This window comes from Corynebacterium gottingense (assembly GCF_003693265.1).
In the GTDB taxonomy this organism is placed as follows: Bacteria; Actinomycetota; Actinomycetes; order Mycobacteriales; family Mycobacteriaceae; genus Corynebacterium; species Corynebacterium gottingense.
On record NZ_RDRE01000005.1, the window covers coordinates 79536 to 102078 of the forward strand.

The 22543-nt window shown below is 69.2% G+C and carries 20 protein-coding genes; 4 read left to right on the plus strand and 16 right to left on the minus strand.

What is annotated here, in order from left to right:
- Positions 1–2 precede the first annotated feature (2 nt).
- Positions 3–632, minus strand: coding sequence for a carbonic anhydrase (locus tag EAW56_RS04700; protein ID WP_095536284.1), 630 nt, complete (start codon positions 630–632; stop codon positions 3–5).
- A gap of 21 nt (positions 633–653) precedes the next feature.
- Here EAW56_RS04700 and EAW56_RS04705 point away from each other — a divergent pair, with 21 nt between their 5' ends.
- Genes EAW56_RS04705 through EAW56_RS04715 form a run of 3 tightly spaced genes read left to right on the plus strand, consistent with a single transcriptional unit; the run spans position 654 to position 3582 of the window.
- Positions 654–1493, plus strand: a complete 840-nt coding sequence (locus tag EAW56_RS04705) for an HhH-GPD family protein (protein ID WP_244213353.1) — start codon at positions 654–656, stop codon at positions 1491–1493.
- Between the two features lie 15 nt (positions 1494–1508).
- Positions 1509–2261 (plus strand): zinc transporter ZupT, encoded by a 753-nt coding sequence (zupT, locus tag EAW56_RS04710; protein WP_095546711.1) that lies wholly within the window; start codon positions 1509–1511, stop codon positions 2259–2261.
- 10 nt (positions 2262–2271) lie between these two features.
- Complete coding sequence (locus EAW56_RS04715; protein ID WP_147453253.1) at positions 2272–3582, plus strand: lipase family protein; 1311 nt, start codon at positions 2272–2274, stop codon at positions 3580–3582.
- Positions 3583–3588: 6 nt separating this feature from the next.
- Here EAW56_RS04715 and EAW56_RS04720 read toward each other — a convergent pair whose 3' ends face one another.
- Positions 3589–6321 (minus strand): ATP-dependent Clp protease ATP-binding subunit, encoded by a 2733-nt coding sequence (locus tag EAW56_RS04720; protein ID WP_122085362.1) that lies wholly within the window; start codon positions 6319–6321, stop codon positions 3589–3591.
- Positions 6322–6524: 203 nt separating this feature from the next.
- Between EAW56_RS04720 and EAW56_RS04725 the strand changes: the two genes are divergently transcribed.
- Positions 6525–7553, plus strand: coding sequence for an HNH endonuclease signature motif containing protein (locus tag EAW56_RS04725; RefSeq protein ID WP_122085364.1), 1029 nt, complete (start codon positions 6525–6527; stop codon positions 7551–7553).
- Positions 7554–7617: 64 nt separating this feature from the next.
- On the opposite strand, the gene ptsP is transcribed toward EAW56_RS04725, so the two are convergent.
- From ptsP to folP, 14 genes are all read right to left on the minus strand, one after another.
- The gene (gene ptsP, locus EAW56_RS04730) at positions 7618–9303 is read right to left on the minus strand and encodes a phosphoenolpyruvate--protein phosphotransferase (protein WP_122085366.1); all 1686 of its coding nucleotides are present in this window, start codon (positions 9301–9303) and stop codon (positions 7618–7620) included.
- Positions 9304–9334: 31 nt separating this feature from the next.
- Positions 9335–10165 carry a PRD domain-containing protein gene (locus EAW56_RS04735; protein ID WP_122085367.1) on the minus strand — a complete coding sequence of 277 codons (831 nt, stop codon included), beginning with the start codon at positions 10163–10165 and terminating at the stop codon, positions 9335–9337.
- Positions 10166–10229: 64 nt separating this feature from the next.
- Positions 10230–12281, minus strand: coding sequence for a glucose PTS transporter subunit IIA (locus EAW56_RS04740; RefSeq protein ID WP_122085368.1), 2052 nt, complete (start codon positions 12279–12281; stop codon positions 10230–10232).
- 75 nt (positions 12282–12356) lie between these two features.
- Positions 12357–13523: a glycosyltransferase family 87 protein gene (locus EAW56_RS04745; RefSeq protein ID WP_122085370.1), complete on the minus strand. Its 1167-nt coding sequence runs from the start codon at positions 13521–13523 to the stop codon at positions 12357–12359.
- Complete coding sequence (gene lysS, locus EAW56_RS04750; RefSeq protein WP_122085372.1) at positions 13524–15065, minus strand: lysine--tRNA ligase; 1542 nt, start codon at positions 15063–15065, stop codon at positions 13524–13526.
- A gap of 19 nt (positions 15066–15084) precedes the next feature.
- Entirely contained in the window at positions 15085–16506 is a 1422-nt protein-coding gene (locus EAW56_RS04755; protein WP_244213354.1) for a DHA2 family efflux MFS transporter permease subunit, read from the minus strand.
- Positions 16507–16628: 122 nt separating this feature from the next.
- On the minus strand, positions 16629–17912 hold the full coding sequence (locus EAW56_RS04760) for a protein kinase family protein (RefSeq protein ID WP_095554829.1): 1284 nt from the start codon (positions 17910–17912) through the stop codon (positions 16629–16631).
- 20 nt (positions 17913–17932) lie between these two features.
- Positions 17933–18724: a pantoate--beta-alanine ligase gene (locus EAW56_RS04765; protein WP_095546705.1), complete on the minus strand. Its 792-nt coding sequence runs from the start codon at positions 18722–18724 to the stop codon at positions 17933–17935.
- Positions 18721–19416 carry a 6PGD fold domain-containing protein gene (locus EAW56_RS04770; RefSeq protein WP_095554827.1) on the minus strand — a complete coding sequence of 232 codons (696 nt, stop codon included), beginning with the start codon at positions 19414–19416 and terminating at the stop codon, positions 18721–18723. The genes EAW56_RS04765 and EAW56_RS04770 overlap by 4 nt, the downstream gene beginning before the upstream one ends.
- Entirely contained in the window at positions 19416–20345 is a 930-nt protein-coding gene (locus EAW56_RS04780) for a DUF6779 domain-containing protein (protein WP_122085376.1), read from the minus strand. Before EAW56_RS04780 ends, EAW56_RS04770 begins: the two co-directional genes overlap by 1 nt.
- 10 nt (positions 20346–20355) lie before the next feature.
- Positions 20356–20838, minus strand: coding sequence for a DUF3180 domain-containing protein (locus tag EAW56_RS04785; RefSeq protein ID WP_341867411.1), 483 nt, complete (start codon positions 20836–20838; stop codon positions 20356–20358).
- A 4-nt stretch (positions 20839–20842) separates the two neighbouring features.
- Positions 20843–21316 (minus strand): 2-amino-4-hydroxy-6-hydroxymethyldihydropteridine diphosphokinase, encoded by a 474-nt coding sequence (gene folK, locus EAW56_RS04790; protein WP_122085378.1) that lies wholly within the window; start codon positions 21314–21316, stop codon positions 20843–20845.
- A 1-nt stretch (position 21317) separates the two neighbouring features.
- A complete protein-coding gene (gene folB / locus EAW56_RS04795; RefSeq protein WP_122085380.1) occupies positions 21318–21692 on the minus strand; it encodes a dihydroneopterin aldolase in 375 nt (124 codons plus the stop codon).
- Complete coding sequence (folP, locus tag EAW56_RS04800) at positions 21671–22543, minus strand: dihydropteroate synthase (protein WP_122085382.1); 873 nt, start codon at positions 22541–22543, stop codon at positions 21671–21673. The genes folB and folP overlap by 22 nt, the downstream gene beginning before the upstream one ends.

Genomic DNA, 22543 nt, shown 5'->3' on the forward strand with positions numbered 1-22543 from the left:
CCTTAGCCACCGAAGTTCTCGTACACGGTCTCGACGCGGCCGTCCTCCAGGCGGTAGCGCGCGCCGACCAGGCCCACGGTGCCGTCGTCAATGCCCTTGCGCAGCGACGGGATCCGGTCGAGGAGGTGCGTTGCGGTGACGCGCGCGTGGGTGCGCTCGATTTCCGACGAATCCACGGGGCCGTCCGCCTGCGCCGTCAGCACGGAGGGAGCGATCTTTTCCACGAACACGCGGGTCAGGCCCGTGGGCAGCTTCGCACTGTTCACGCCCTGGATCGCGGCGCCGACCGCGCCGCAACGCTCGTGCGACAGGAACAGGACCAGCGAGACGCCGAGGTCCTGCACCGCGAAGTCGACGGAGCCGGCGACGGAGGAGTCGATGCAGCCGCCTGCGTTGCGGATGACAAAGACGTCGCCGAAGCCGGCGTCGAGCAGCAGCTCGACCGGCACGCGCGAGTCGGAGCAGGCGATGACGGCCGCGACCGGGTTCTGGCCCGCGGTGAGCGACTGGCGGCGGGCCGTGTCGCGGTTCGGCGCCAGCGTCTCGTCGGTGGCGAAGCGCTCGTTGCCCTCCTTGAGCGCGGCCCAGACGTCGGTCGGAGTGGATGGGGTGGCTGTCGTTTGTTCAGTCATGTGCCTATTCTGTCACTCATCGTGGATGAATCGAAGCAATATGAACATTTAATCGCCTGGTACGAGGCCAACGCGCGCGACCTGCCGTGGCGCGCCCCCGACACCACCGCCTGGGGCGTGCTGCTTTCCGAGGTCATGAGCCACCAAACCCAGGTCGACCGCGTCGCCCCGATTTGGCAGGAGTGGATCGCGCGCTGGCCCACCCCGGACGCCTTCGCGCAGGCGGGGGCGGACGAGGTGCTGCGCGCCTGGGGCAACCTGGGGTACCCGCGGCGGGCGCTGCGGTTGCTGGAGTGCGCGCGGGTGATCGTCGATAAGCATGGCGGCGACGTGCCGGCGGACGTGGACGCGCTGCTCGCGCTGCCCGGCATCGGCGACTACACCGCGGGCGCCGTGGCCAACTTCGCGTACGGGCGCGACGTGCCGGTGGTGGACACCAACGTGCGGCGCGTGCACGCGCGGGCGGTGCGCGGCGAGGCGACCGCGAAGCCGTCGAAGCGCGAGCTCACCGAGATCCCGCACGGGCCGCGGCTGTCGGTCGCGCTCATGGAGCTCGGGGCGCTCGTGTGCACCGCCCGCGACCCGCGCTGCGGCGAATGCCCGGTCGTCGACTGCGCGTGGCTCGCCGCCGGGAAGCCGCCGGCCGCGGAGAAGCCGCGCTCGCAGAAGTTCGCGGGCACCGACCGGCAGGTGCGCGGCAAAATCATGCGCCTGCTGCGCGAATCGACCGAGCCCGTGGAGCAGTCGCTTATCGACGCCACGTGGCACCACCCCGCACAAACCCACCGCGCCCTCTTCTCGCTGCTCGACGACGGGCTCGCGGTGCAGGACGAGGACGGTCGCTTCCGCCTGCCGCGGTAGCGCTATATTCGAGCCATGTTCGCAACCGCCTTCGCCATCTCGATGCTCGCCGGCCTGTCCACGGGCCTCGGCGGCGTCATCGTCGCGCTGAAAGGAAACATCGGCGACCGCTTCCTCGCAGGCTCGCTTGGGTTCTCTGCGGGCGTCATGGTCTACATCTCGCTCGTGGAGCTGCTGCCGGAGGCGATGGACTCGCTGCGCAGCGGCTGGACCGCGATCGCGGCGTTCTTCGCGGGCGTGGCCCTCATCGCCGTCATCGACCGGCTCGTGCCCGACGACATCAACCCGCACGAGCCGGAGACGTCGGGCGCGACCGGCGCGCTGCGCCGCGCGGGCGTGCTTACCGCCATCGCCATCGCGCTGCACAACTTCCCCGAGGGCTTCGCCACCTTCATGGCCGCCTACACCGACCCCGTTCTCGCCGTCCCGATCGCCATCGCCATCGCGCTGCACAACATCCCGGAGGGCGTCGCCGTTGCCGTGCCCCTGTCGCGCGGCACCGGCAATCGGTGGCGCGCCGCCGGCTGGGCCACCCTGTCCGGCCTGGCGGAGCCGCTCGGCGCGCTCGTCGGCTTCGCTCTCATCGCCCCGTTCATGGGCCCGCAGACGATGGGGCTGTCGTACGCCGCCGTGGCGGGGATCATGGTGTTTATTAGCATCGACAAGCTGATGCCCAGCGCGATCCAGACCGGCCACCACCACACGTCCGTCTACTGGATGATGGGCGGAATGGGGTTAATGGCTGCCAGCCTGCTCATGTTGGCCTAGCATCAGCCTGGTGAAGACCACTACATTCATCGTTCCGGCCGCGGCGGTGGCGCTGGTGTGCGCGGGGAGTCCGGTGGCGGGGGCGTCGATAAGCGAACCGCCCGGAACACTCCTGAGCACCGCCGACGTGCCGGCCAGCGACGGCCAGCGCATCCGCTACACCACCCAGAACGAGGCCGGCGAGACCGTCGAAGTCTCCGGCGCGCTCTACGACACGCCCAACGCGCGCGGCCTCATCGCCGTCGCCCCCGGCACGCGCGGCATGGCGGACCACTGCGCGCCGTCGGCGGGCGAGGCGATGCTCTCGTCCATCAAGGACGGCTCGATCGGCATCAACTACGAGGCGCCGATCGTGGGCACGCTCATCGACGCCGGCTACCGCGTCGTGGTCACCGACTACATCGGCCTCGGCACCCCCGGCACCCACACGTACCTCAACCGGATCGAGCAGGGCCACGCGCTTATCGACGCCGCCCGCGCCACCGCCCACGACGACGAAGCCATCGCGTTTTGGGGCTACTCCCAGGGCGGGGGCGCCTCCGCCGCGGCCGCCGAGCTTGTCGCCGACTACGCGCCCGAGCTCGACGTGCGCGCCACCTTCGCCGGCGCACCGCCCGCCGACCCGTTGGCCGTGATGGAGCAGGGCAGCACCGGGATGCTCGAAACCGTCGTGGGCTACTCCACGATCAGCTACGCGTCGACCTACCCCGACTTCCGCGAGGCGCTCGAGGAGCACCTCACCGACGAGGGCCGCCGCTGGTTCGCCGCGCTGGAGAAGTCCTGCATCACCGACCCGCCGATCCCCCACGGCGACCTGTTCGTAGGCGGCGAGACCCTCACCGAGCTCGTGCTCACCGACGACCGCTTCATCCGCACCCTCAACCACAACAAACTCGGCACCGTCCCCGTCAGCGCGCCGATCATGGTGATGACCAACCCGGATGACGACCTCGTGCCCGAGCAGCAAGCCACGCAGCTGGCGCGCGACTACGAGGCGCTCGGCTCCGACGTGGAGTACCGCCTCCTGTCGGTCCCCGGCACGAAGACGGCACCGCTGTCCTCCGGCAGCTCGCTCGCACCTTTCGACGACGCCGACGCCCTCACCCGCTTGAGCTCCTACCCCATCTCCAACATGCCGGTCGCGGGCCACGCCGCCCCGATCGTGCTCAACGCCGGCGACGCCCTGGCGTGGCTCGCCGACTACATGCCGCCGAAAAAAATCGACGCCACCCGCGTTGCGGTGACGTCGATTTTGGCGGTGCTCGCGGTCCTTGCGGGCGTCGGCTCCGTGCTGGCGCCGAGCCTGCGCGGACTGGCTTAGACCGGCTTAGACCGGCTCGGGGCCGCGGCCGTCGGAGCTGCCGTCGGTTCCTTCGGTGCCGTCAGTGCCGTCAGTGCCGTCAGTGCCGTGCTCGCCCGACTCATCGGGGAAGCGCGACGCCTCAGACTCCGGCTGCTCGCGGGACGGGTCGATCTCGCGGACCTCATCGGCGGGCTCGCCCTCGGCAGTCTCGGCGCCGTCGAAGGTCTCCGCCGGCAGCGGGCGCGGGCGCGGCGTGAAGGTGAAATTCGCGTTCTTCTCGTCCCCCTCGACATCGCCGTCGACGTCGACGGTGATGATCTCGCCGGCGCCGATCTCGCCGAACAGGATCTTCTCGGACAGCACGTCCTCGACCTCGCGCTGAATGGTGCGGCGCAGCGGACGGGCGCCCAGGACGGGGTCGAAACCGCGCTTGGCCAGGAGGTTCTTCGCGGCGTCGGTAAGCTCGATGCCCATATCTTGCGCCGCGAGGTTGAGGTCGACGCGGCTGATGAGCAGGTCGACCATCTGCACGATCTCCTCCTGCGACAGCTGGCGGAAGACCACGATCTCGTCGATGCGGTTGAGGAACTCGGGGCGGAAGTGCTTCTTCAGCTCGTCGTTGACCTTGTGCTTCATGCGGTCGTACTGCGCGTCGGCGTCGGTGGCGGTGTTGCCGGTGAAGCCGAGGCCGACCGGCTTCGAAATGTCGCCGGTACCAAGGTTGGATGTGAAGATGAGCACGGTGTTCTTGAAGTCCACGACGCGGCCCTGGCCGTCGGTGACGTGGCCCTCCTCGAGCACCTGCAGGAGCGTGTTGTAGATCTCCTTGTGTGCCTTCTCGATCTCGTCGAACAGCACGACGCTAAACGGCTTGCGACGCACCTTCTCCGTGAGCTGGCCGCCCTCCTCGTAACCGACGTATCCCGGAGGCGCACCGAACAGGCGCGAGGCGGTGAAGCGGTCGTGGAACTCGCCCATATCCACCTGGATCAGCGAGTCGTCGTCGCCGAAGAGGAACTCGGCCAGCGCCTTCGACAGCTCAGTCTTACCCACACCGGACGGGCCGGCGAAGATGAACGAACCGGACGGGCGCTTCGGGTCCTTCAGGCCCGCGCGGGTGCGGCGGATGGAGCGCGAGACGGCCTTGACCGCCTCGTCCTGGCCGATGATGCGCTTGTGCAGCTCGGCCTCCATGTGCAGCAGGCGCGAGGACTCAGACTCGGTGAGCTTGAACACGGGGATGCCGGTCCAGTGCGCGAGCACGTCCGCGATCTGGTCCTCGCCCACCTCGGCGATGTCCTCGAGGTCGTCGGAGCGCCACTTCTTTTCCTTCTCCGCGCGCTCCTCGCCCAGCTTGCGCTCGGTGTCGCGCAGGCCGGCAGCCTTCTCAAAGTCCTGGGCGTCGATCGCCGCTTCCTTCTGCTTGCGGACCTCCGCGATGCGGTCGTCCACCTCGCGCAGCTCCTCGGGCGCGGTCATGCGCTTGATGCGCATGCGTGCGCCGGCCTCGTCAAGCAGGTCGACGGCCTTATCCGGCAGGAAGCGGTCGTTGATGTAGCGATCCGACAGGTTCGCGGCGGCCTTGAGCGCGTCGTCGGTGTAGGACACGCGGTGGTGCGCCTCGTAGCGGTCGCGCAGGCCCTTGAGGATCTTCACGGTGTCCTCGAGGCTCGGCTCGTCCACCTGCACGGGCTGGAAACGACGCTCGAGCGCCGCGTCCTTCTCAATGTGCTTGCGGTATTCGTCGAGCGTGGTCGCGCCGATGGTCTGCAGCTCGCCACGGGCCAGCTTCGGCTTGAGCAGCGACGCCGCATCGATCGCGCCCTCGGCGGCACCGGCGCCGACGAGCGTGTGGATCTCGTCGATGAACAGGATGATGTCGCCGCGCTGGTTGATCTCCTTGAGCACCTTCTTCAGGCGCTCCTCGAAGTCACCGCGGTAGCGCGAACCCGCCACCAGCGAGCCGAGGTCGAGCGAGTAGACCTGCTTGTCCTTCAGCGTCTCCGGGACCTTGCCGTTAGCAATGTCCAGCGCCAGACCCTCCACCACGGCCGTCTTACCCACGCCGGGCTCGCCGATGAGCACCGGGTTGTTCTTGGTGCGGCGGGAGAGCACCTGCATGATGCGCTCGATCTCCTTGTCGCGGCCAACGACCGGGTCCAGCTTGCCTTCCTTGGCGGCCGCGGTGAGGTTGCGGCCGAACTGGTCCAGCACCAGCGAGTTGGAGCGCTCGCCCTGCTGGTTGCCGCCGCGCGGGCCGGGGCCGGATGCGACCGGGCCGGGGCCCGCCTGCGGCACCTCGGGGTTCTGGTTGTCGCCCTCGTAGCCGGAGAGCAGCTGGATGACGGTTTGGCGCACCGTCGGCAAGTCTGCCCCAAGCTTGGTCAAGACCTGCGCGGCGACGCCATCGCCCTCGCGGATCAAGCCGAGCAGCAGGAACTCGGTGCCGATGTACTTGTGGCCCATCTGGAGGCCCTCGCGCAGCGACAGCTCGAGTACCTTCTTGGCGCGCGGCGTAAACGGGATGTGCCCGGAGACGGGCTGCGAGCCATGGCCGATAATCTCGATGACCTCGCGGCGCACGTCGTCGAGATTGATGCCCATTTGCTCGAGCGCCTTCGCGGCGACGCCCTCGCCTTCCTTAATCAGGCCGAGCAGGATGTGCTCCGTGCCCATGTAATTGTGGTTGAGCTCGCGCGCTTCTTCCTGCGCCAGCACGATCACGCGCCGTGCTCGGTCCGTAAACCTCTCGAACATGGTGTGCCCCTTCTTGTCGTGAGTTTTCACCTACTCTAACGCGCCACAGCCCCAATCCATCCCGTGTTCGCCACTGGCGAACACGCAAACCCCCAACCCTATTTAGACGCACCAAACCGGCCCGCGGTTCCCTCCCGGGCCGAAAATGGGTGAATCCTCACAACCCATTGTTTCCCCAGCTCAGGGCCGGTAACGTGGCTGCCATGAACGCACTGGCAGACCTCGTATCCATCGACCGCCGCGGCATGCAACTTGTCGCGGCGGCCGCTGGCATGACCCTCGAGGACCTCACCGGACTCGGCCTGCCACGCGACCGCGCCCGCCAACTCCACACCGCCGCAACCGTACTGTGCGGCACAACCAGCCACACCGCCTACCAACGCCGCGCCCACACCGGCGCCGCAACCAACCAGCACCGCCTGGACACCCTCGCCTACATCGCCCGCAGCGCCCGCACCATCACCGACACCACCGCCCGCTGGACCTACATCGACACCCTGTGCAACACCCCCGGCGATTTAACCCACATCACCCGCGTTGCCAACGAACTGAAAGCCGAACTCCAGCCCGCACCCCCGCGCCCCGAAAAAGTTCGCGTGACCCACCACGGCGACGGCATGGCCACCCTGCGCATCACCGGGCCCGCCCTGGCCATCCAAGGCGTCTACGACGCGGCAAACAACAACATCACCGGCTGGCTGGCAAACGACTGCCCCAAAGCGGACTACCTCGTACGCGTTACCGCCAACCTGGACCTCGGCGACTACCAGCGCATCATCGCCGGCACGGGTGACGACGTTGAGGTCCACTTCGCCAACGGGGTGATCACCACCGGGGAAGAATTCGTGCGCATGCAACTCGATGAGCTTGGCAGCATCATCCTCATCGGCACAATGGACGGGCCAGTCAACGCCTACAACGCGCGTTTTGCCTCGGCGAAACACCGCGAGATCATGCTTGCCGACGCCACCACGTGCACCTGGAAAGACTGCACCGTACCAGCCACACGCTGCCAGGCGCACCACATGAGCGAACACCGCCACGGCGGCGATACCACGCCCGCGAACCTTGGTTGGTTGTGCCAGTACCACAACTCGCAGGCCGCGACCGGCGCCCGGGGCCACACCGAACGGCGGGACGGACAGATCTATTACGTCTCGCCATACGGAAACGCCACCCCCACCGGCACCGACCACACCGCCCGCGCGCCCAGCCGCAAACCGCCGGACTGACCCCCCAACGCAAAAGCCCGCGCGCCAGCAACTCTGGCGCGCGGGCAAGCATGCCCGGAAGGCGTTACAGCAGGTCGCGGAGCACCGGATCCGCGATCTTCAGCACGTTCTCGCGCGCTTCCTTCGCGGTCGGGGCGTCGACAGCGTAGTTGGCCATCTGGCGGCAGGTGTCCATGTCGTGCAGGCGCAGCGCGGCGCGCACCGCGTTCACCTTCGTCGGGGCCATGGACAGCGAGGTGATGCCCAGGCCGACAAGCACGAGCGCCATCAGCGGGTCGCCGCCGGCCTCGCCGCACACGCCGACCGTCTTGCCGGTGGCGTAGCCGCCCATGCCGGTCGCCTTGATCATGTTCAGCACCGGCGGCTGCCACGGACTGAGCAGCTCCGCAAGCTCACCCTGCATGCGGTCGGCGGCCATCGTGTACTGGGACAGGTCGTTGGTGCCGATGGAGGCGAAGTCTGCAATGCTCAGCACGTGCCCGGCGCGGATCGCCGCCGCCGGGGTCTCCACCATGATGCCCACCTTGGGCAGCCCGTAACCGCGGGCCTTGTCGCAGAACCACTGGGTCTCCTCCACCGTGGCGACCATCGGCGCCATGACCCACAGCTCGGCCTCCGGCACATTGGCGTGGGCATTGGCCAGCGCCTGCAGCTGGTCGTTGAGCAGGTCCTCGCGGACCATGGACAGGCGCAGCCCGCGGCGGCCCAGCGCCGGGTTCTCTTCCTCGCCGAGGTCGGCAAAGCTCAGCGGCTTGTCCGCGCCCGCGTCCAGGGTGCGCACGACCACGCGGCGCTTGCCAAAGGCACGCAGCACCCGGGTGTAGGTCTCGGTCTGCTCGTCCACGGTCGGCGCTGAGTCGCGGTCCAGGAACAGGAACTCGGTGCGGAACAGGCCGGAGCCTTCCAGGTCGAACTTGGAGGCCTTCTCCGCGTCCTCCGCGGTACCGATGTTGGCCAGCAGCTTCACCTTGTAGCCGTCGCGGGTCGCGCCCTCGCCGGACGAGCCGGCCAGCGCCTCCGCGCGGCGGCGGGAGCGCTCCTCCAGCTCGTTCACGTCGGAGTCGGAGGGGGCGACGATGACTTCGCCGACGCCGCCGTCGATGGCGAGCGGGGTGGCGTCGTCAATCGCCCCAAGGATGCCCTTGACCTGCACGGTCGCCGGGATGCCCAGCTGCGCGGCCAGGATCGCGGTGTGCGAGGTCGCGCCGCCACCCTCGGTGACGATGCCCAGCACGCGCTCCGGGTCGAGCGTCGCAGTCTCGGCGGGCGCGAGGTCGTGGGCGACGAGGATCGACGGCTCGGCGAAGTCCGGCACGCCCGGCTCCGGCAGGCCGCGCACGCGCGCGGTGGCACGGTCGCGGATGTCGTACAGGTCGGTCACGCGCTCCGCCATGTAGCCGCCGAGCTTGCGCAGCTTCCCGGCATAGACCTCGACGGCGTCGTGGATCGCGTGCGTAACGCCGGTGCCCTTCTTCAGCTCCTTCTCGATGCCGCGGATCAGCCCACGGTCCGTCGCCAGCGTCGCGGTCGCCTCCAGCACCTGCTTCGACGTCGCGGAGTTCGCATGCTCGGCGCGCTGCTTCAGGGACTCCGCCACCTCCTGCAGCGCCGCCTTGACGCGCTCGCTGTCGCCCTCGACGGCGGCCGGCTCGTTGTCGTCCACGCCGACGGCGGGCCTCACAACTGCAAGCGGGCCGGATGCGGTGCCGGCGGACACTCCGATTCCGTAGAGAACAGTGCGGTTGGTCATGGTCATTCCTTTCGCTAGTCCGCCCCCGACACTACTCGTCCGCCTGCGCCTCCTGCAGCCTGGCGACGTGAAGCCCCAGGTACGCGACTTCGTCGTCAGTCAGCTCGCGCCCGAACCGCAGCTCAACCACCTGCGCGACCTTCCGCGCTACCTCCATCTCGGCGGGGTACGCGCGCAGCAGCTCGCGCGTCAGCGGCGAATTCCCGTGGTCCAGCTGCGCCCCGCGCTCCAGCCGCACGAAGAGGTACCTCGCATGCGTGATGAAGCGGGCAGTGCTTATCGACGCCACGTCCACCCCCTCACCCCATTCAGCCCCAATCACGTCCAGCATCTGCTGGATCACGCCCGTCATGCGGTACGTGTGCGCCAAGTCGCCGGTGTTGAACCCCGCGTTGACCAGGTGGAGGGTGAGCGCCGTCGCCTCCTCGGGCGGGAGCGGCGCGTCGAGCCGCCGGTTGATTGCGGCGAGCAGCCGCTCCCCCTGCGCCGCCTCCTCAGGGTAGAGGTGCGTGACCTCAGCGCGCAGCGGGTACTCCACGGTGGTGCCCGCCTCCGCGCGCTCGGCGGCGCCGCCGATGTGGTCCGCGATGGCGGTCACCAGGGTCAGCCGTGGATTCACACCGATCTCTTCGAGGGCGGCCGCGGCATCGTCGACCGCCCGGGCCGGTAGCCCTGCGATCATTTCGCCTGCGTCGTTGGGGTCGCGGCCGTCGATAGGCACGAAGATGCGCTGTACCTTGGCCTCGTCGAGCGCGTCGCCCTGCTTGATCTTGAAGCCCACGCCACGGCCGGTGACCACGACCGGCTCGTCGCCGCGGCGGGCGAGCACGACGTTGTTGTTAAACACGCGCAGGACTTGCATGCCCTAAGCGTAACGCGCCCGCCGCGGGATCTTCCGCTGCGGGCGCGCTGTGGCTGAGTGGGCCTTACTTGGTCACGCCGAGGACGGGCTGCCCCTCGGCGACGGTGTTGGCGGCCAGGTCATCAACACCGGTGAGCGTCTTGGAGTTGACCACCGTGGTGATCACGGTCGGGTCGACGCCGGCGGCCTTGATGGACGCGAAGTCCACCTCCGCCAGCGGCTCGCCGGCCTTGATCTGCTGCTTCTTCTCAGCGACCGGGGTGAAGCCCTCGCCGCCGAGCTTGACGGTGTCGATGCCAATGTGCACCAGGATCTCCACGCCGTCGGCGGTCTTGATGCCGTAGGCGTGGCCCGTCTTGGCCACGGAAATGACCTTGCCGGACACCGGGGCGGCGACGGTGACCTTGTCGGCCTGCGGCTCGATGCCGACTGCGTGGCCGAGCGCGCCGGAGGCGAAGGCGGCGTCGCCGAGCTTGTCCATCGGGACGACCGCGCCGGCGATCGGCGCGAGCACCTCCTTGGTCGCCACGGCGGGCTCAGCGGACTCAGCGGCAGCAGCGGGTGCTGCGGCGGTTGCGGGAGCCGGGTCGACGGCGTCGGCGGCTTCGGTCTCCACGCCGTCACGTGCAGCGGCGGCGCGGGCGAGCGCCTCCGCCTTCTCCTCCGGGGTGCGGTAGTCGGTGATGAGGATGACGAAGAAAGCCGTAAAGAACGCGACGGCAATCGCGACGAGGTAGACCCACATCGGGTCGAACACGAACACGGTCGGGATGGAGGTGAACACGAACGCGTTGGTCTTCACGCCGCCGAACGGGGTGCCCAGGATGGCGATGGTCAGGCCACCGGCGAAGCAGCCGACGAGCATACGCGGGTAGATCTTCTTGAAGCGCAGGTGGATGCCGTAGAGCGACGGCTCGGAGATGCCGCCGAGCAGGCCAGCGGCCAGGGCGGAGCCGGCGGTCTGGCGCATGAGGGGGTCGCGGTCGCGAAGCGAGATAGCCAGCACCGCGGCGGTGGCGCCGAAGCAGGCGAAGTTCCACGCACCCATCGGACCCTGGATGAAGTCGTAGCCGAGGGTGTCAATGTTCACCAGCATCAGGGCGTTGAGCGGCCAGTGCAGGCCGAGCGGCACGAGGAACGGGTACAGCATCGGGATGAGCAGCGCGAAGACGAACGGGGCGTTGCCGTTCATCCAGGCCAGGCCGGTGCCAATCCAGGCGCCGAGCAGGTAGCCGAAGGGGCCGATGAGGAAGGCGGTGACCGGGATCATCACCAGCAGGGTGAGGAACGGCACGAAGACCATGTGCACCGCGGACGGGATGATCTTCTGGAAACCCTTGTACAGCACCGCGGCGACCGCGGCCATGATGAGCGGCACGAAGACGTTGCCTTCGTAGCCGTTGTGAATCATCGGTAGGCCGAAGACGTCGATCACATCGGTCGGCTCGCCGAACAGTTCGACCACGCGCGCTTCGGGGTGCTCGGCAAGCGTCATGTAGTTCGGGGTGAACAGCGCCAGCATGATCGCGGCGGGCACCCACGGGTCAATGTTGAGCTTCTTGCCGGCGTTGTAGGCCACCGCCACGGGCAGGAAGTAGAAGACCGAGCTCCACATCGCGTCGACGAACTGCCAGCCCGGCGTCTTCACCTCCGCGCGGAAGTCCACGAGGTGGAACGCGTCGAGCACCGCCGCAAACGCGATGATCAGCGACGCACCAAGCAACACGCCCAGAATCGGACGGAACGAGTCCGACAGGTACTCAAAGAACGTATCCAGCCACGGCAGCCGGCCCTTGGCCTTGTCGCGCTGCTGCTTCTTCAGGTCGTCGTTGGACACGGCGCCGCGCCCCGCCATCTCCGGCAGGTTATTGATGTCGTTGTACACATTCGCCACGTCACCGCCGATGATGACCTGGTAGCGGCTCCCGCCCTGCGGCACAGCACCCATCACCTTGGGGTTGGCTTCGAGGCGTTCCTTGTCGGCCTTGGTGGCGTCGACAAGCTCGAGGCGCAACCGCGTCGCGCAGTGCGTCATGCTCACAATGTTGTCCGGCCCGCCGATACCGGCGAGGATGTCGGCAGCCTGCTCCTGGCGGCCGACCTTCGTGGATGCCATCGGTATGCTCCTTTTCGCTTCAGGCAAACAAAAAGACCTGGGACGCCAAAACGCCCCAGGTCTTGCCCCGCGAACTCACGCGGGTAACAACCCTGTTGTTGGCCTCAATCTTAGGCCCGCCGCGACCGCAATAGCAAAGGGCAAGGCACTCCATCCGAGGGTAGAGAGCAAACTGGGCACCCCGGGCAGCGCGATCACGCCCAACGTGCACACGAGCGCCACGCCGGCCGCCCAGCTGCGCACCGGCGAGCGCAGGTCCACCGCCGTCATGGCCAGCGGGATCAGCCACACCGCGTAGTAGCCCTGCAGCAGGCCGCCGACCAGGAACACGCCGCAGAACAGCACGCCGATCGTGCAAAACGCCCACACCACGCCAAGCTCGCGCCGCTGCGGGAACAGCACCGCCACCGCGCCGAACACGCCGATGAGCACGACGATGCTCACCGCGACCGTGCCCGCGCCGCTAAGCCCGAGCGCGCCGATCGCGCCGTTGTCGTACTGCCGCGTCTCCGCCAGGTAGGGCACAAGCCGCTCGGTGTACCAGCCCGGCTCCGCGGTGGTGGCCCAGCCGATGCCAAACAGCGCCGCGTAGACCGCGCCCGCGCCGACGAGCACCCACCACTGCCCCAGCAGGAACGGCACGGCGATGAGCACGATGAACTGCGGTTTGATCGTCACCGCGTACGCGAGCAGGAGCGTTGCGACGATCCGTGAGCCCGGATAGTCGCGCAGGCACGCGTGCACGAACGCCACCATGACCAGCAGCAGGAACCCGTTGATATTTGTGAGGTAGATCGTGGATTCCACCGGCTCCGGCACGTTGAACGCGATGCCGATCGCCGCGAGCGTGAGCGGGCGCGCCATGTCCGGCGCGACCATCTTGGCGGTCCACCAGAGGGCAATGCTTATCGACGCCACACTCGCCCCCACCATCGCCCACCGGGCCACATCGAACGAGCCGAACACCGCCAGCGGCGCCAGGACAACGTTCGCCCCCGGCCCGTACAGGTAGTGGGGGTCGGACGTGGAGTAGTCCTCGTTGTAGACCGGGACGCCGTGCGTGTAGCGCTGGACGGCGTCCCAGATGGGGACGAAGTCGAGGCCGTCGCGAAGCAGCGGCAGGATGATCGCGGCGCGCAGCAGGCCGATGATCGCGGCGGACCAGAGCAGCCACGCCGGCACGCGCCGCGGCAGCAGCGCCGTGTGCGCGCCGTGCGCGGGAACGCCCGCGCCTGCGGCCACCTACGCCTCCGGCTTGACCATCGGGAACAGCACGGTCTCGCGGATGCCCAGGCCGGTCAGGGCCATGAGCAGGCGGTCCACGCCCATGCCGCAGCCGGCTGTCGGCGGCATGCCTTGCTCCATGGCGGCGAGGAAGTCCTCATCAAGCACCATGGCCTCGTCGTCTCCGTTGGCGGCCAGGCGGGCCTGGTCCTCGAAGCGAGCGCGCTGGATCACAGGGTCGACAAGCTCGGAGTAGCCAGTGGCCAGCTCGAAGCCGCGCACGTAGAGGTCCCACTTCTCGGTCACGCCGGGCTTGTCGCGGTGGTCGCGCGTCAGCGGCGAGGTCTCGACCGGAAAGTTGGTCACAAACGTCGGTTCGTAGAGCTGGTCGCCGCACAGCTCCTCCCAGATCTCCTCGACCAGCTTGCCGTGGCCCCAGCCGGCACCGTCCGGCACCTTGAGGCCGATGGTGTCGGCGATAGCGGTGAGCTCCTCCACGCTCGACTCGATGGTCACCTCGGGCTGGCCCGGGAACTTGCGGGCGAGGGCCTCGTTCAGGCTCGGGTACATCTCCAGGACTTTCCACTCGCCGGAGAAGTCGTACTCGGTGCCGTCGGCAAGCGTGACCTGCTCGGAGCCGAAGACCTCGCGGGCGCAGAACTGCACCAGGCCCTTCATCATTTCGGCGCCGTCGTGGTAGGTGCCCCACGCCTGGTAGGTCTCCAGCATGGTGAACTCCGGCGAGTGCGACTTGTCCACGCCCTCGTTGCGGAAGTTCCGGTTGATCTCAAAGACGCGGTCGATGCCGCCGACGACCGCGCGCTTGAGGTACAACTCTGGCGCGATGCGCAAGTACAGGTCGATGTCCAGCGCGTTCGAGTGGGTCACAAACGGGCGGGCAGCGGCGCCGCCGTGCAGCGTCTGCAGCATCGGCGTCTCAATCTCCACGAAGTCCTCGCCCGTGAGGTACTTGCGCACCGCGGCGATGGTGCGGATGCGCGTCATCGCGTTCGTGCGGGCGTCCTCGCGCATAATCAGGTCGGTGTAGCGCTGGCGGACGCGCTGCTCCTCGTTCATGTCCGCAAACGCGACGGGCAGCGGACGCAGCGCCTTCGACGCCATCTGCCAGGACTGCGCCTGGACGGAGAGCTCGCCGCGTCGAGAAGCGATGACCCGGCCCTTCACGGACACGATGTCGCCGAGATCAGTGTCCGACTTCCACGCGGCCAGCGCGTCCTCGCCGACCTCCGCGAGCGAGAGCATGACCTGCAGCTGCGTGCCGTTGCCCTCCTGCAGGGTGGCGAAGCAGAGCTTGCCCGTGTTGCGCTGGAACATGATGCGGCCCGCGACGGCCACCACGTCCTGGGTCTCCTGCCCCGGCTCCAGCTTGGTCGCGCCGTCGCCCTCCCCCTCGGGCACGGCCTGGTACTTCGCCCGCAGGTCCTGCAGGGAGGTGGTCCGCTCGACGCTGACTGGGTAGGCGTCCTGGCCGGCGTCGAGAAGCTTCTGCCTCTTGTCCCGGCGGATCTGCTGCTGCTCTGAAAGTTCTGGCGTATTCACGTTCAGCCATCGTAGTCGGTCAGCGAGGCTCACTCGACTCCACGGTCACGGTACCGCGCCGCCCGCCCACAAGACTCACCGCGGCCAGGGCGATTATCGACGCCACCACCCCCGCCACGAACGCCGACGCAGACCCCTCCGCCTGCGTCGCGCCCGCCGCCACGCGCAGCGACATCACGCCGATGAGCACCGCGGTGCCGGCCGCGCCGCCGAGCTGCTGCAGCGTGTTGAGGATCGCGGAGCCGTGCGAGTACAGCGCGTTCGGCAGGGCGGACAGCGACGCGGTGACCAGCGGCGTCATCACCATCGCCATCGCCACGTTCACCGCGATCAGCGAGACCACGATCACCCACGCCGGAGTGTCCTCACCGAGCAGCAGCCACAGCGCGGCCTGCGAGGCCCCCATGAGGATCGCGCCGGGGACGGCCAGCGGGCGGGTCCCCACGGCGTCGTAGATCCGCCCCGCGATCGGCGAGGCGATCCCCTGCGCCACGCCGCCCGGCAGCAGGAGCAGGCCGGTGAGCAGCGTGGACAGCCCGAGCGCGCCCTGCATGTAGATGGGCAGCAAGTTCACGGTGCCCAGGAACGCGCCGAAGATGAAGACGACGGCGATGATGGAGCAGGTGAAGTCGCGGTAGCGGAACGCCCCGAAGTCCAGCAGCGCGCGGTGGCGGGCGGCGAGGCGACGCTGGCGGCGCACGAACACGACGGTGAACACGATGCCCACCACCAGCGCGATCGCCGGAGCGACGGATTCGCCGGTGAGGAGCTGCGTGAACGTCGATAAGCCGTAGACCAGGCCGCCGAACGCCAGCACCGACAGCCCGACCGAGGGCAGGTCGAGCGGCGTCGAGCGGGTCTCGCCGACATTGCGCATGAAGAAGAACGCGCAGACGACGAGCAGCACGGGCACCGGCACCATCACCCAGAAGATGTGGTGCCACGTGTACGCGTTCAGCACCGCGCCGGCCAGCGCCGGGCCGAGCGCCGGGGCGACCGAGATCACCACGGCATTGAGCCCCATCACCGTGCCGCGGCGCTGCGGCGAAATCACGTTGAGCGTGACCGTGAACAGCAGCGGGATCATCACCGCCGTGCCCGCGGCCTGGACGAAGCGGGCGAGGATCAGGACGACGAAGGCAGGCGAGAGCGCCGCGAGCACGCTGCCGCCGATGAACAGGCCCATCGCGGCGAAGTACAGGGTGCGGGTGGAAAGCCGCTCGATGAGGAAGCCGGTGGTGGGGATCACCACGGCCATCGTGAGCATGAAGCCGGTGAGCAGCCACTGCGCCACGTCCGCGCTGACCGCGAACTCCTGCATGATCGCCGGCAGGGCCACCGAGACCGTCGTCTCGTTGAAGATCATCATCATCGCCGAGAACACGAGGATGCCAAGCAGGACCGCCGGGTTGGGTGTGGCGGAAGCGGTACGGGCGGTCACGCGCGGAGTCACCTTTCTGTTGGGAAAAAAGAAGGAGCACGCGGGCAGCTCGCTGATCCGCGCTCCCCTGTGCTCCAGGCAATGCTGAGCCCGCCTACTGTATGCCACGGCGGGCGGTGGCGCTACTCGCACATCGGCAGCGCGAGTCGCTTCTCCTCGGCCTCGTGGCCGTTGATGACCACCATGAACTGCTCCTTGTTCTCCGGCACCATCACGAAGGCCGGCGGGTAGGCGTCCGGGACCTCGTAGGAATCGATCATGCACTCGCCGCTGCCCAGGATGACGGCCTCGTCGCGGCCCGGCACGACCTCGTCGCGCGCGTCCTGCGACACGTACTTGGACACGGACACGCCCAGGTCCTGGTTGGCGCAGCGGATCTTGCCCTCCTGGCCCTGCTCCGGGGTGGCGGACTCGCACTGCAGGTCCTCCCAGCCCTTCTGGCCCGAGCTGCCGGACACCAGCTGCGGGTACGCCTCGGCGATCTCCGCGTCGGCGCCCTCCCACTGCGCGCCGCGGCTGTTGTCCCACCACCACCAGAACGCGCCGAGCGCGATGAGCAGGAGCACGAGCACCGCGATGATCCAGGGCCACGGGTTCATCTTGCTCTTCACCACGGCCGGGCGCTTGTACTCGCCGGTGGGGCCGTAGGCGTACGGCTCCGGGGGCTTGCGGTAGCCGTCCTGCGGGCGCGGCGCCACGGAGGTCAGCGGGCCCTGGTCCTCGACCGCGGAGGCGGCGCCGCCCGCCAGGGCGAGGAGGTAGCCGGCGCAGGAGCCGGACTCGCGGGCCAGCTCGGCGTCCACGGGGGTGCCGGTGAGCTCGGCGACGAGGTCGCGGAAATCGGCGCGGTTACGCTCGGCGGACCCGGTGGCGTCACTAAGCGAGGGCGCGGGGCCCACGAGCGCCATCTTCACGGGCGTGGACGACCAGGCGGGCTGGACCAGCAGGTGGTCCGGTGTAATCGAGCGGGCGACAAAGTCGGCGTGGCCCTCGCGGTTGTAGGCGTCGATGGCCTCGGCGACCGGCTGGAGCAGGTCGCGGGCCTCAGTCTTGGTGAAGGCGGAGCCGACGGCCTGCTTCTCGCCCAGCAGCTGGCGTAGGGGTGTGCCGGTCGGGGCCTCGCGCAGCACGAACAGGTGCCCGCCGTCGGTCAAACCGGCGCCGCGCGGCTGGAACACGCCCGGGTGCGACGCCTCCGCGAGCGCGGTGTTGAGCGCGCCGACCACATCGGCTGCGTCGGGCCCCGGCGTGGCGGCAAACAGCTCGACCTCCACGGCCTGGCCGCTCTCGTTGGACGCGGTGTACAGGGTGGAATCGGCGGTGCGGCCCGTTTCCAGGACCTGCTCCTGGTCGAAGGTGAAGCCGAAGCGCTGGTTCAGCAGTGCAGCGATGTTGGACACAGACATGTCCAAGAGTGTAGCGCCCGCTATGCCTCGATGTTTTTAAACCCGACGCCCAGCGGCACGCCGACGTTATCAATCAGGTGCACGCCGCCCAGATCGACGGCGGCGAGGAGGCGGGCGTCGCCGGTCGGTGGGGCGGGGCGCATGGCAAGGTCGCGCAGCTCAAGGTAGGCGGGCTCGACCCCGGCGGCGGCGAGCACCCCGCGGGCGGTCTCCAGGACCGCGTCCGCTCCGCGCTCCGCCGCGTGCGCGCCCGCCGTCAACGCCGCGGCCAGCGCGAGCGCCGCGTCGCGGTGCTCCTCCGGCACGTCGCCGTTGCGCAGGCTCACCGCCAGCCCGTCCGGCATACGCACCGTGGGCACACTGTGGATCTTCACCTCCATGCGCAGCGCCGTGACCGCCAACTGCGTCGCCACGAGCAGCTCGAAGTCCTTCTCCCCCAGCACCAGGTCCGTGGCGTGGGTGGCGTTGAGCGTGGCGAGCAGCCGCGCCACGTCGCGCCCGACCGCCTCGGCGTCTTCCAGGTGCGCCATCCCGGTGTCCACGCTGGCGGCGCAGCCCAGTTCTCCGTGGAAGACCACGTCAACCTTTTCCTCGGCGAAGACCTCGGGGACCTCGTCGCCCGAGAAGGTGACAAACACGTACGAGCCCAGCAGCGACTTCGCCGCCCGGATCAGCTCGATGTGCCCGGCGTGCACCGCGCGGCCGAGCGGCACGACCACGATCGACTTGCCCACCTTCCGGAACGCGCGCCCGTAGGTGGCCAGCAGCGCCTCGTCGCGCACGACGGTCGCTGCTCCCGGTGTAAACGTCATTGGTTTCTCCCTTCGTATTTGTCCATTGCCCACACTTGCATGGCGGCGTCGCGGGCCTGTTCCGCACCCCTGCGCTGCATGTCCACGAACGCGCGGCGCACGCCTGGATCATCGATCGCGCCCAGCAGCAGGTCCGCCGTGGCCGGGTCGAGGCCCGGCCCCTCGCCCGCGGGCTCGTCCCCGAGCGCCGGGAGGTTGGGAATGGCGGAGGTGAGGAGTTGGTGGGCGTCGATAAGCAAGGTGCGCTGCGCGGCGCGGAGTTCCTGCGCGGCGGCGATGCGCGGGCGCGCCGAATCTGCGATGGGTACGGCGGTGCCGCCGGATTCCGCGACGAGCATGGAGACGACGCCTTCGCCGAGCTCGTCGGCCGCGGACGTGAGCCACGTGCGGTCGTGGAGGCGGTAGGCGCACATGACGATCGCGTGCGCCGTTTCCACGTCATCGAGCAGCTGCGCGTCGCCGAGCAGCGCCGTGTGCAGGAACATTTGGCGCGGCCGCGCGTACGGGGCGAGGCGGGCGGCGATGCTGCGGACTTCGGCGGGGCTGGCGACGTCGATGAGCACGAGGTCCACGTGCGCGATGAGCCCGGGGTCCGCGAGGTCGAGCGGGCGGACGGTGTGCCCGGCGCGCTCGAGGTCGTCGGCGAGCCCGCACGCGTTGCCGATCGCGTCGGCCAAGAGTGTCGGCGCCACTAGCGCTTGTTGCGTTCCAGCAGCTCAGAAACGGACAGCGAGCCCTCGCGGCCGGCATCGCGGCGGCGTCGGCCTCCGCGGCGCTCATCGCTTTCACGCTTCTCGACGCCCTGCTCATGCCGCCCGACGTACTCCTCCGGCTCCGGCTGCGGTTGGGGTTGAGGCTTGGGCTCCGGCTCCGGCTTGGGTGCGGCGGTTTCGGTCTTGGTCCGCTCGCTGATCAGCGCCGACAGCGGGTTCTGCTGCTCGCGCTGCGGCTGCTGCCCGATGTTGCCGCGCACAGCGTCGCTGCTCGGCGCGCCGCTGGGGCGACCGCGGCGGTGGGAGCCGTTCGCGCGCTCCGGCGCCGGGGTGCGCACCACGGAGATCTTCGCGGTGTCAAAGCTCGACGGCCCCTTGGTCTCGTGCTTGTGGGGCTCGGACTTGGGCGCCTCAACGGGCTCAGCCGGCTCGCTCGGCGCAGTCGGCACAGCCGCTGCCTCCGCTTCCGCCGGGCGCTCGAGTTCCTGGATGCGCCGCGCCGCCGCACGCACCGCGGCCGGCTCGTACTCGAAGACCTGCCCGCTCATCTCCTCCAGCTGGGAGCGCAGCGCCTTGATCTCCGCTTGCAGCTCGCGGAGCAGCTCGGCGTCCACCGGGCTCGCACCCGCGCCGCTCGCGGCCGCCGGCTGGCGCTCCAGGCGCGCCAGCTCCTCCTTGTGGTTCGCCTCGCTCTGCTTGAGCGCGCGGGTCGCTTCGTCGCGGTCGCGGCGCATGCGGAAGATCACAATCAGCCCGGCCGCGGCGGCCCACAGTGCGAGGATGAGCGAGATTTTCAGCGCGTTTGCCGAGTTGGTAAACAGCATCACCACCGTGCCCACGATCGCGAGCGCGAACGGCACGATGACCCAGAGGTTTCCGCGGTCACTAGAAGAGGGTTGGGCAGTCATGATTAGTACCTTAGCTAACGCCCTCGCCCGACGAGGGTGGCGACACCTCGCACGCCTTCTCCAGCAGCACCCCCGCCACCGCGAGCAGCAGGCCGCCGACCACGCCGCCGATGAGCCCCGGCAGGTCCTCCCCCGCCGCGGCGAGCGTGCCCAGCCGCGGCACCACGTACACCAGCGGCCCGAGGTACGCCCCGCCGCACACCGCGCCGGCCCACGCGCACGCCTTGCCAAACAGCATAAAATTCGCGGCCATCATCGGGTTGAGTTGCGAGCGGTCCAGCCCGACCCGCCCGTCGGAGCGCCGCCGCTTCACCACCACCACGAGCACCGCGCACACCAGCGCCAGCACCCAGAGGCTCGACGGCACAGCAGCGCCTATCGACGCCACCGCCCCGTACCACCGGCGCATCAGAATCAATGTGGCCGCCGCGCAGAACCCCGTCGTCCCGATCAGCGCCGCGTAGGACGTGCGGCGCATGCCCTCGCTGCTCATCCTCTTAGCCCTCCAGTCTGCGCACGCCGTCGCGCTCCGCCGGGTCCAGGCGGGCGAGCAGGTCGGCGACGCGCTCGCCGCCCAGGGTAGCGTCCGGGTCGATCTCCAGCCAGGGCGCGAGGACGAACGCGCGCAGGTGCGCCCGCGGGTGCGGCACCGTCAGCTCCGGGTCGTTGGAGGTGTAGCCGGCGATGTCCACGATGTCCACGTCCAGGGTGCGCGGCCCCCAGCGCTCGACGCGGACGCGGTTGGCGGCCTCCTCGAGCGCCTGGCATTCGCGGAGGAGTTGGGTGGGGGTGAGGGGGGCGTCGATAAGCATGCTCTGGTTGAGAAAGCCCGGCTGGTCCGTCTTGCCCCAGGGGGCGGTGGCGTAGAGGGAGCTGGCGGCGACGAGCGAGTCGGCGAAGTGGCGCACGACCGAGGCGAGGTGCGCGCGCGAGTCCTCCATGTTGGAGCCTGCGGAAATGACGGCGCGCATGCTACCTCCTGTGCTTGCGGTTGCGGCGGCAGACGACGGCGACGTCGTCGAAGACGAGCGGGATCGGCGCGTGCGGCTTGTGCACGGTGACCTCGATGGCGTGCAGGGCGTCAAAGCGGTCCATGGCGGTGTCGGCGATCTCGGTGGCGACGGTCTCGATGAGCTGGCGCGGGGTGCCCGCGGCGACGTCGTAGGCGAGCTGCGCGAGCTCCGCGTAGTTGACGGTCTTGGTTAGGTCATCGCCCGCCGCGGCCTCGGCGAAGTCCACCCAGCAGGTGATGTCCACGGTGAAAGCCTGGCCAAACTCGGTCTCGTGCGGGAGCACGCCGTGGTGCGCGAAGCACTGCAGGCCCTTCAGTTCGATGCGGTCGGCCATGAGTGCGCACCTCCCTCGCGCCACTTGGCGGCCACGTCGACGGCGTCGCGCGAGACCGCGACCTCGTGCACGCGCACGCACCACGCGCCGTAGTGCGCGGACAGCGCGGTGACGGCGGCGGTGGCGGGGTCGGCGTCGACGGGGCCGTGCTCCAGGCCGCGCTCCTTGCGCACCCCGGTGAGGAAGCGCTTGCGGCTCGCGCCGACCAGGATGGGAAACTCGCCGGCGATGAATTCCGGCAGCGCATTGAGCAGCGCCCAGTTGTCCGCGGCCGTCTTGGCAAAGCCAAGGCCGGGGTCGAGCGTGATCTGGTCATGCGCCACGCCGGCGGCCAGCGCGTTGTCCACCAGCTCGCCCAGCACCTGGTGGACGTCGCGCACCACGTCCCCGCCGTGGTCGGCGGCGCCGGAGGCGTTGACGAAGGCGTCGGCGCGCCAGTGCATCAGGCACACCGGCAGCTGGGTCTGGGCCATGACGCGGTACATGTCGGCGTCGGCGAGGCCGCCGGAGACGTCGTTGATGAGGTCCACGCCGGCGTCGGCAGCCGCGAGCGCCGTCGACGCGCGCATCGTGTCCACCGAGGTGCGGATCCCGTCCGCGTGCAGCGCCGCGATGACGGGGCGGACGCGCTCGGCCTCCACCTCCGCAGGCACGCGGGTGGCGCCGGGTCGGGTGGATTCGGCGCCGACGTCGATAATGTCCGCTCCGAGCCGCACGAGTTCGTGTGCGTGGGCGATCGCGTCGTCGGCGGCAAGCCAGCGGCCGCCGTCGGAGAACGAGTCCTCGGTGACGTTAACAATGCCCATCACCGTCGTGCGGCCGGGCGCAGTGAGATCGGCCACGCTGACCAT

What these genes read in the sequence shown, in the direction of transcription:
- EAW56_RS04700 (WP_095536284.1), bottom strand. Translation starts at nt 632, where the DNA reads ATGACTGAACAAACGACAGCCACCCCATCCACTCCGACCGACGTCTGG.
- zupT (WP_095546711.1), top strand. Translation starts at nt 1,509, where the DNA reads ATGTTCGCAACCGCCTTCGCCATCTCGATGCTCGCCGGCCTGTCCACG.
- EAW56_RS04720 (WP_122085362.1), bottom strand. Translation starts at nt 6,321, where the DNA reads ATGTTCGAGAGGTTTACGGACCGAGCACGGCGCGTGATCGTGCTGGCG.
- EAW56_RS04725 (WP_122085364.1), top strand. Translation starts at nt 6,525, where the DNA reads ATGAACGCACTGGCAGACCTCGTATCCATCGACCGCCGCGGCATGCAA.
- ptsP (WP_122085366.1), bottom strand. Translation starts at nt 9,303, where the DNA reads ATGACCAACCGCACTGTTCTCTACGGAATCGGAGTGTCCGCCGGCACC.
- EAW56_RS04735 (WP_122085367.1), bottom strand. Translation starts at nt 10,165, where the DNA reads ATGCAAGTCCTGCGCGTGTTTAACAACAACGTCGTGCTCGCCCGCCGC.
- EAW56_RS04740 (WP_122085368.1), bottom strand. Translation starts at nt 12,281, where the DNA reads ATGGCATCCACGAAGGTCGGCCGCCAGGAGCAGGCTGCCGACATCCTC.
- EAW56_RS04760 (WP_095554829.1), bottom strand. Translation starts at nt 17,912, where the DNA reads ATGTCTGTGTCCAACATCGCTGCACTGCTGAACCAGCGCTTCGGCTTC.
- EAW56_RS04765 (WP_095546705.1), bottom strand. Translation starts at nt 18,724, where the DNA reads ATGACGTTTACACCGGGAGCAGCGACCGTCGTGCGCGACGAGGCGCTG.
- EAW56_RS04780 (WP_122085376.1), bottom strand. Translation starts at nt 20,345, where the DNA reads ATGACTGCCCAACCCTCTTCTAGTGACCGCGGAAACCTCTGGGTCATC.
- EAW56_RS04785 (WP_341867411.1), bottom strand. Translation starts at nt 20,838, where the DNA reads ATGAGCAGCGAGGGCATGCGCCGCACGTCCTACGCGGCGCTGATCGGG.
- folK (WP_122085378.1), bottom strand. Translation starts at nt 21,316, where the DNA reads ATGCGCGCCGTCATTTCCGCAGGCTCCAACATGGAGGACTCGCGCGCG.
- folB (WP_122085380.1), bottom strand. Translation starts at nt 21,692, where the DNA reads ATGGCCGACCGCATCGAACTGAAGGGCCTGCAGTGCTTCGCGCACCAC.
- folP (WP_122085382.1), bottom strand. Translation starts at nt 22,543, where the DNA reads ATGGTCAGCGTGGCCGATCTCACTGCGCCCGGCCGCACGACGGTGATG.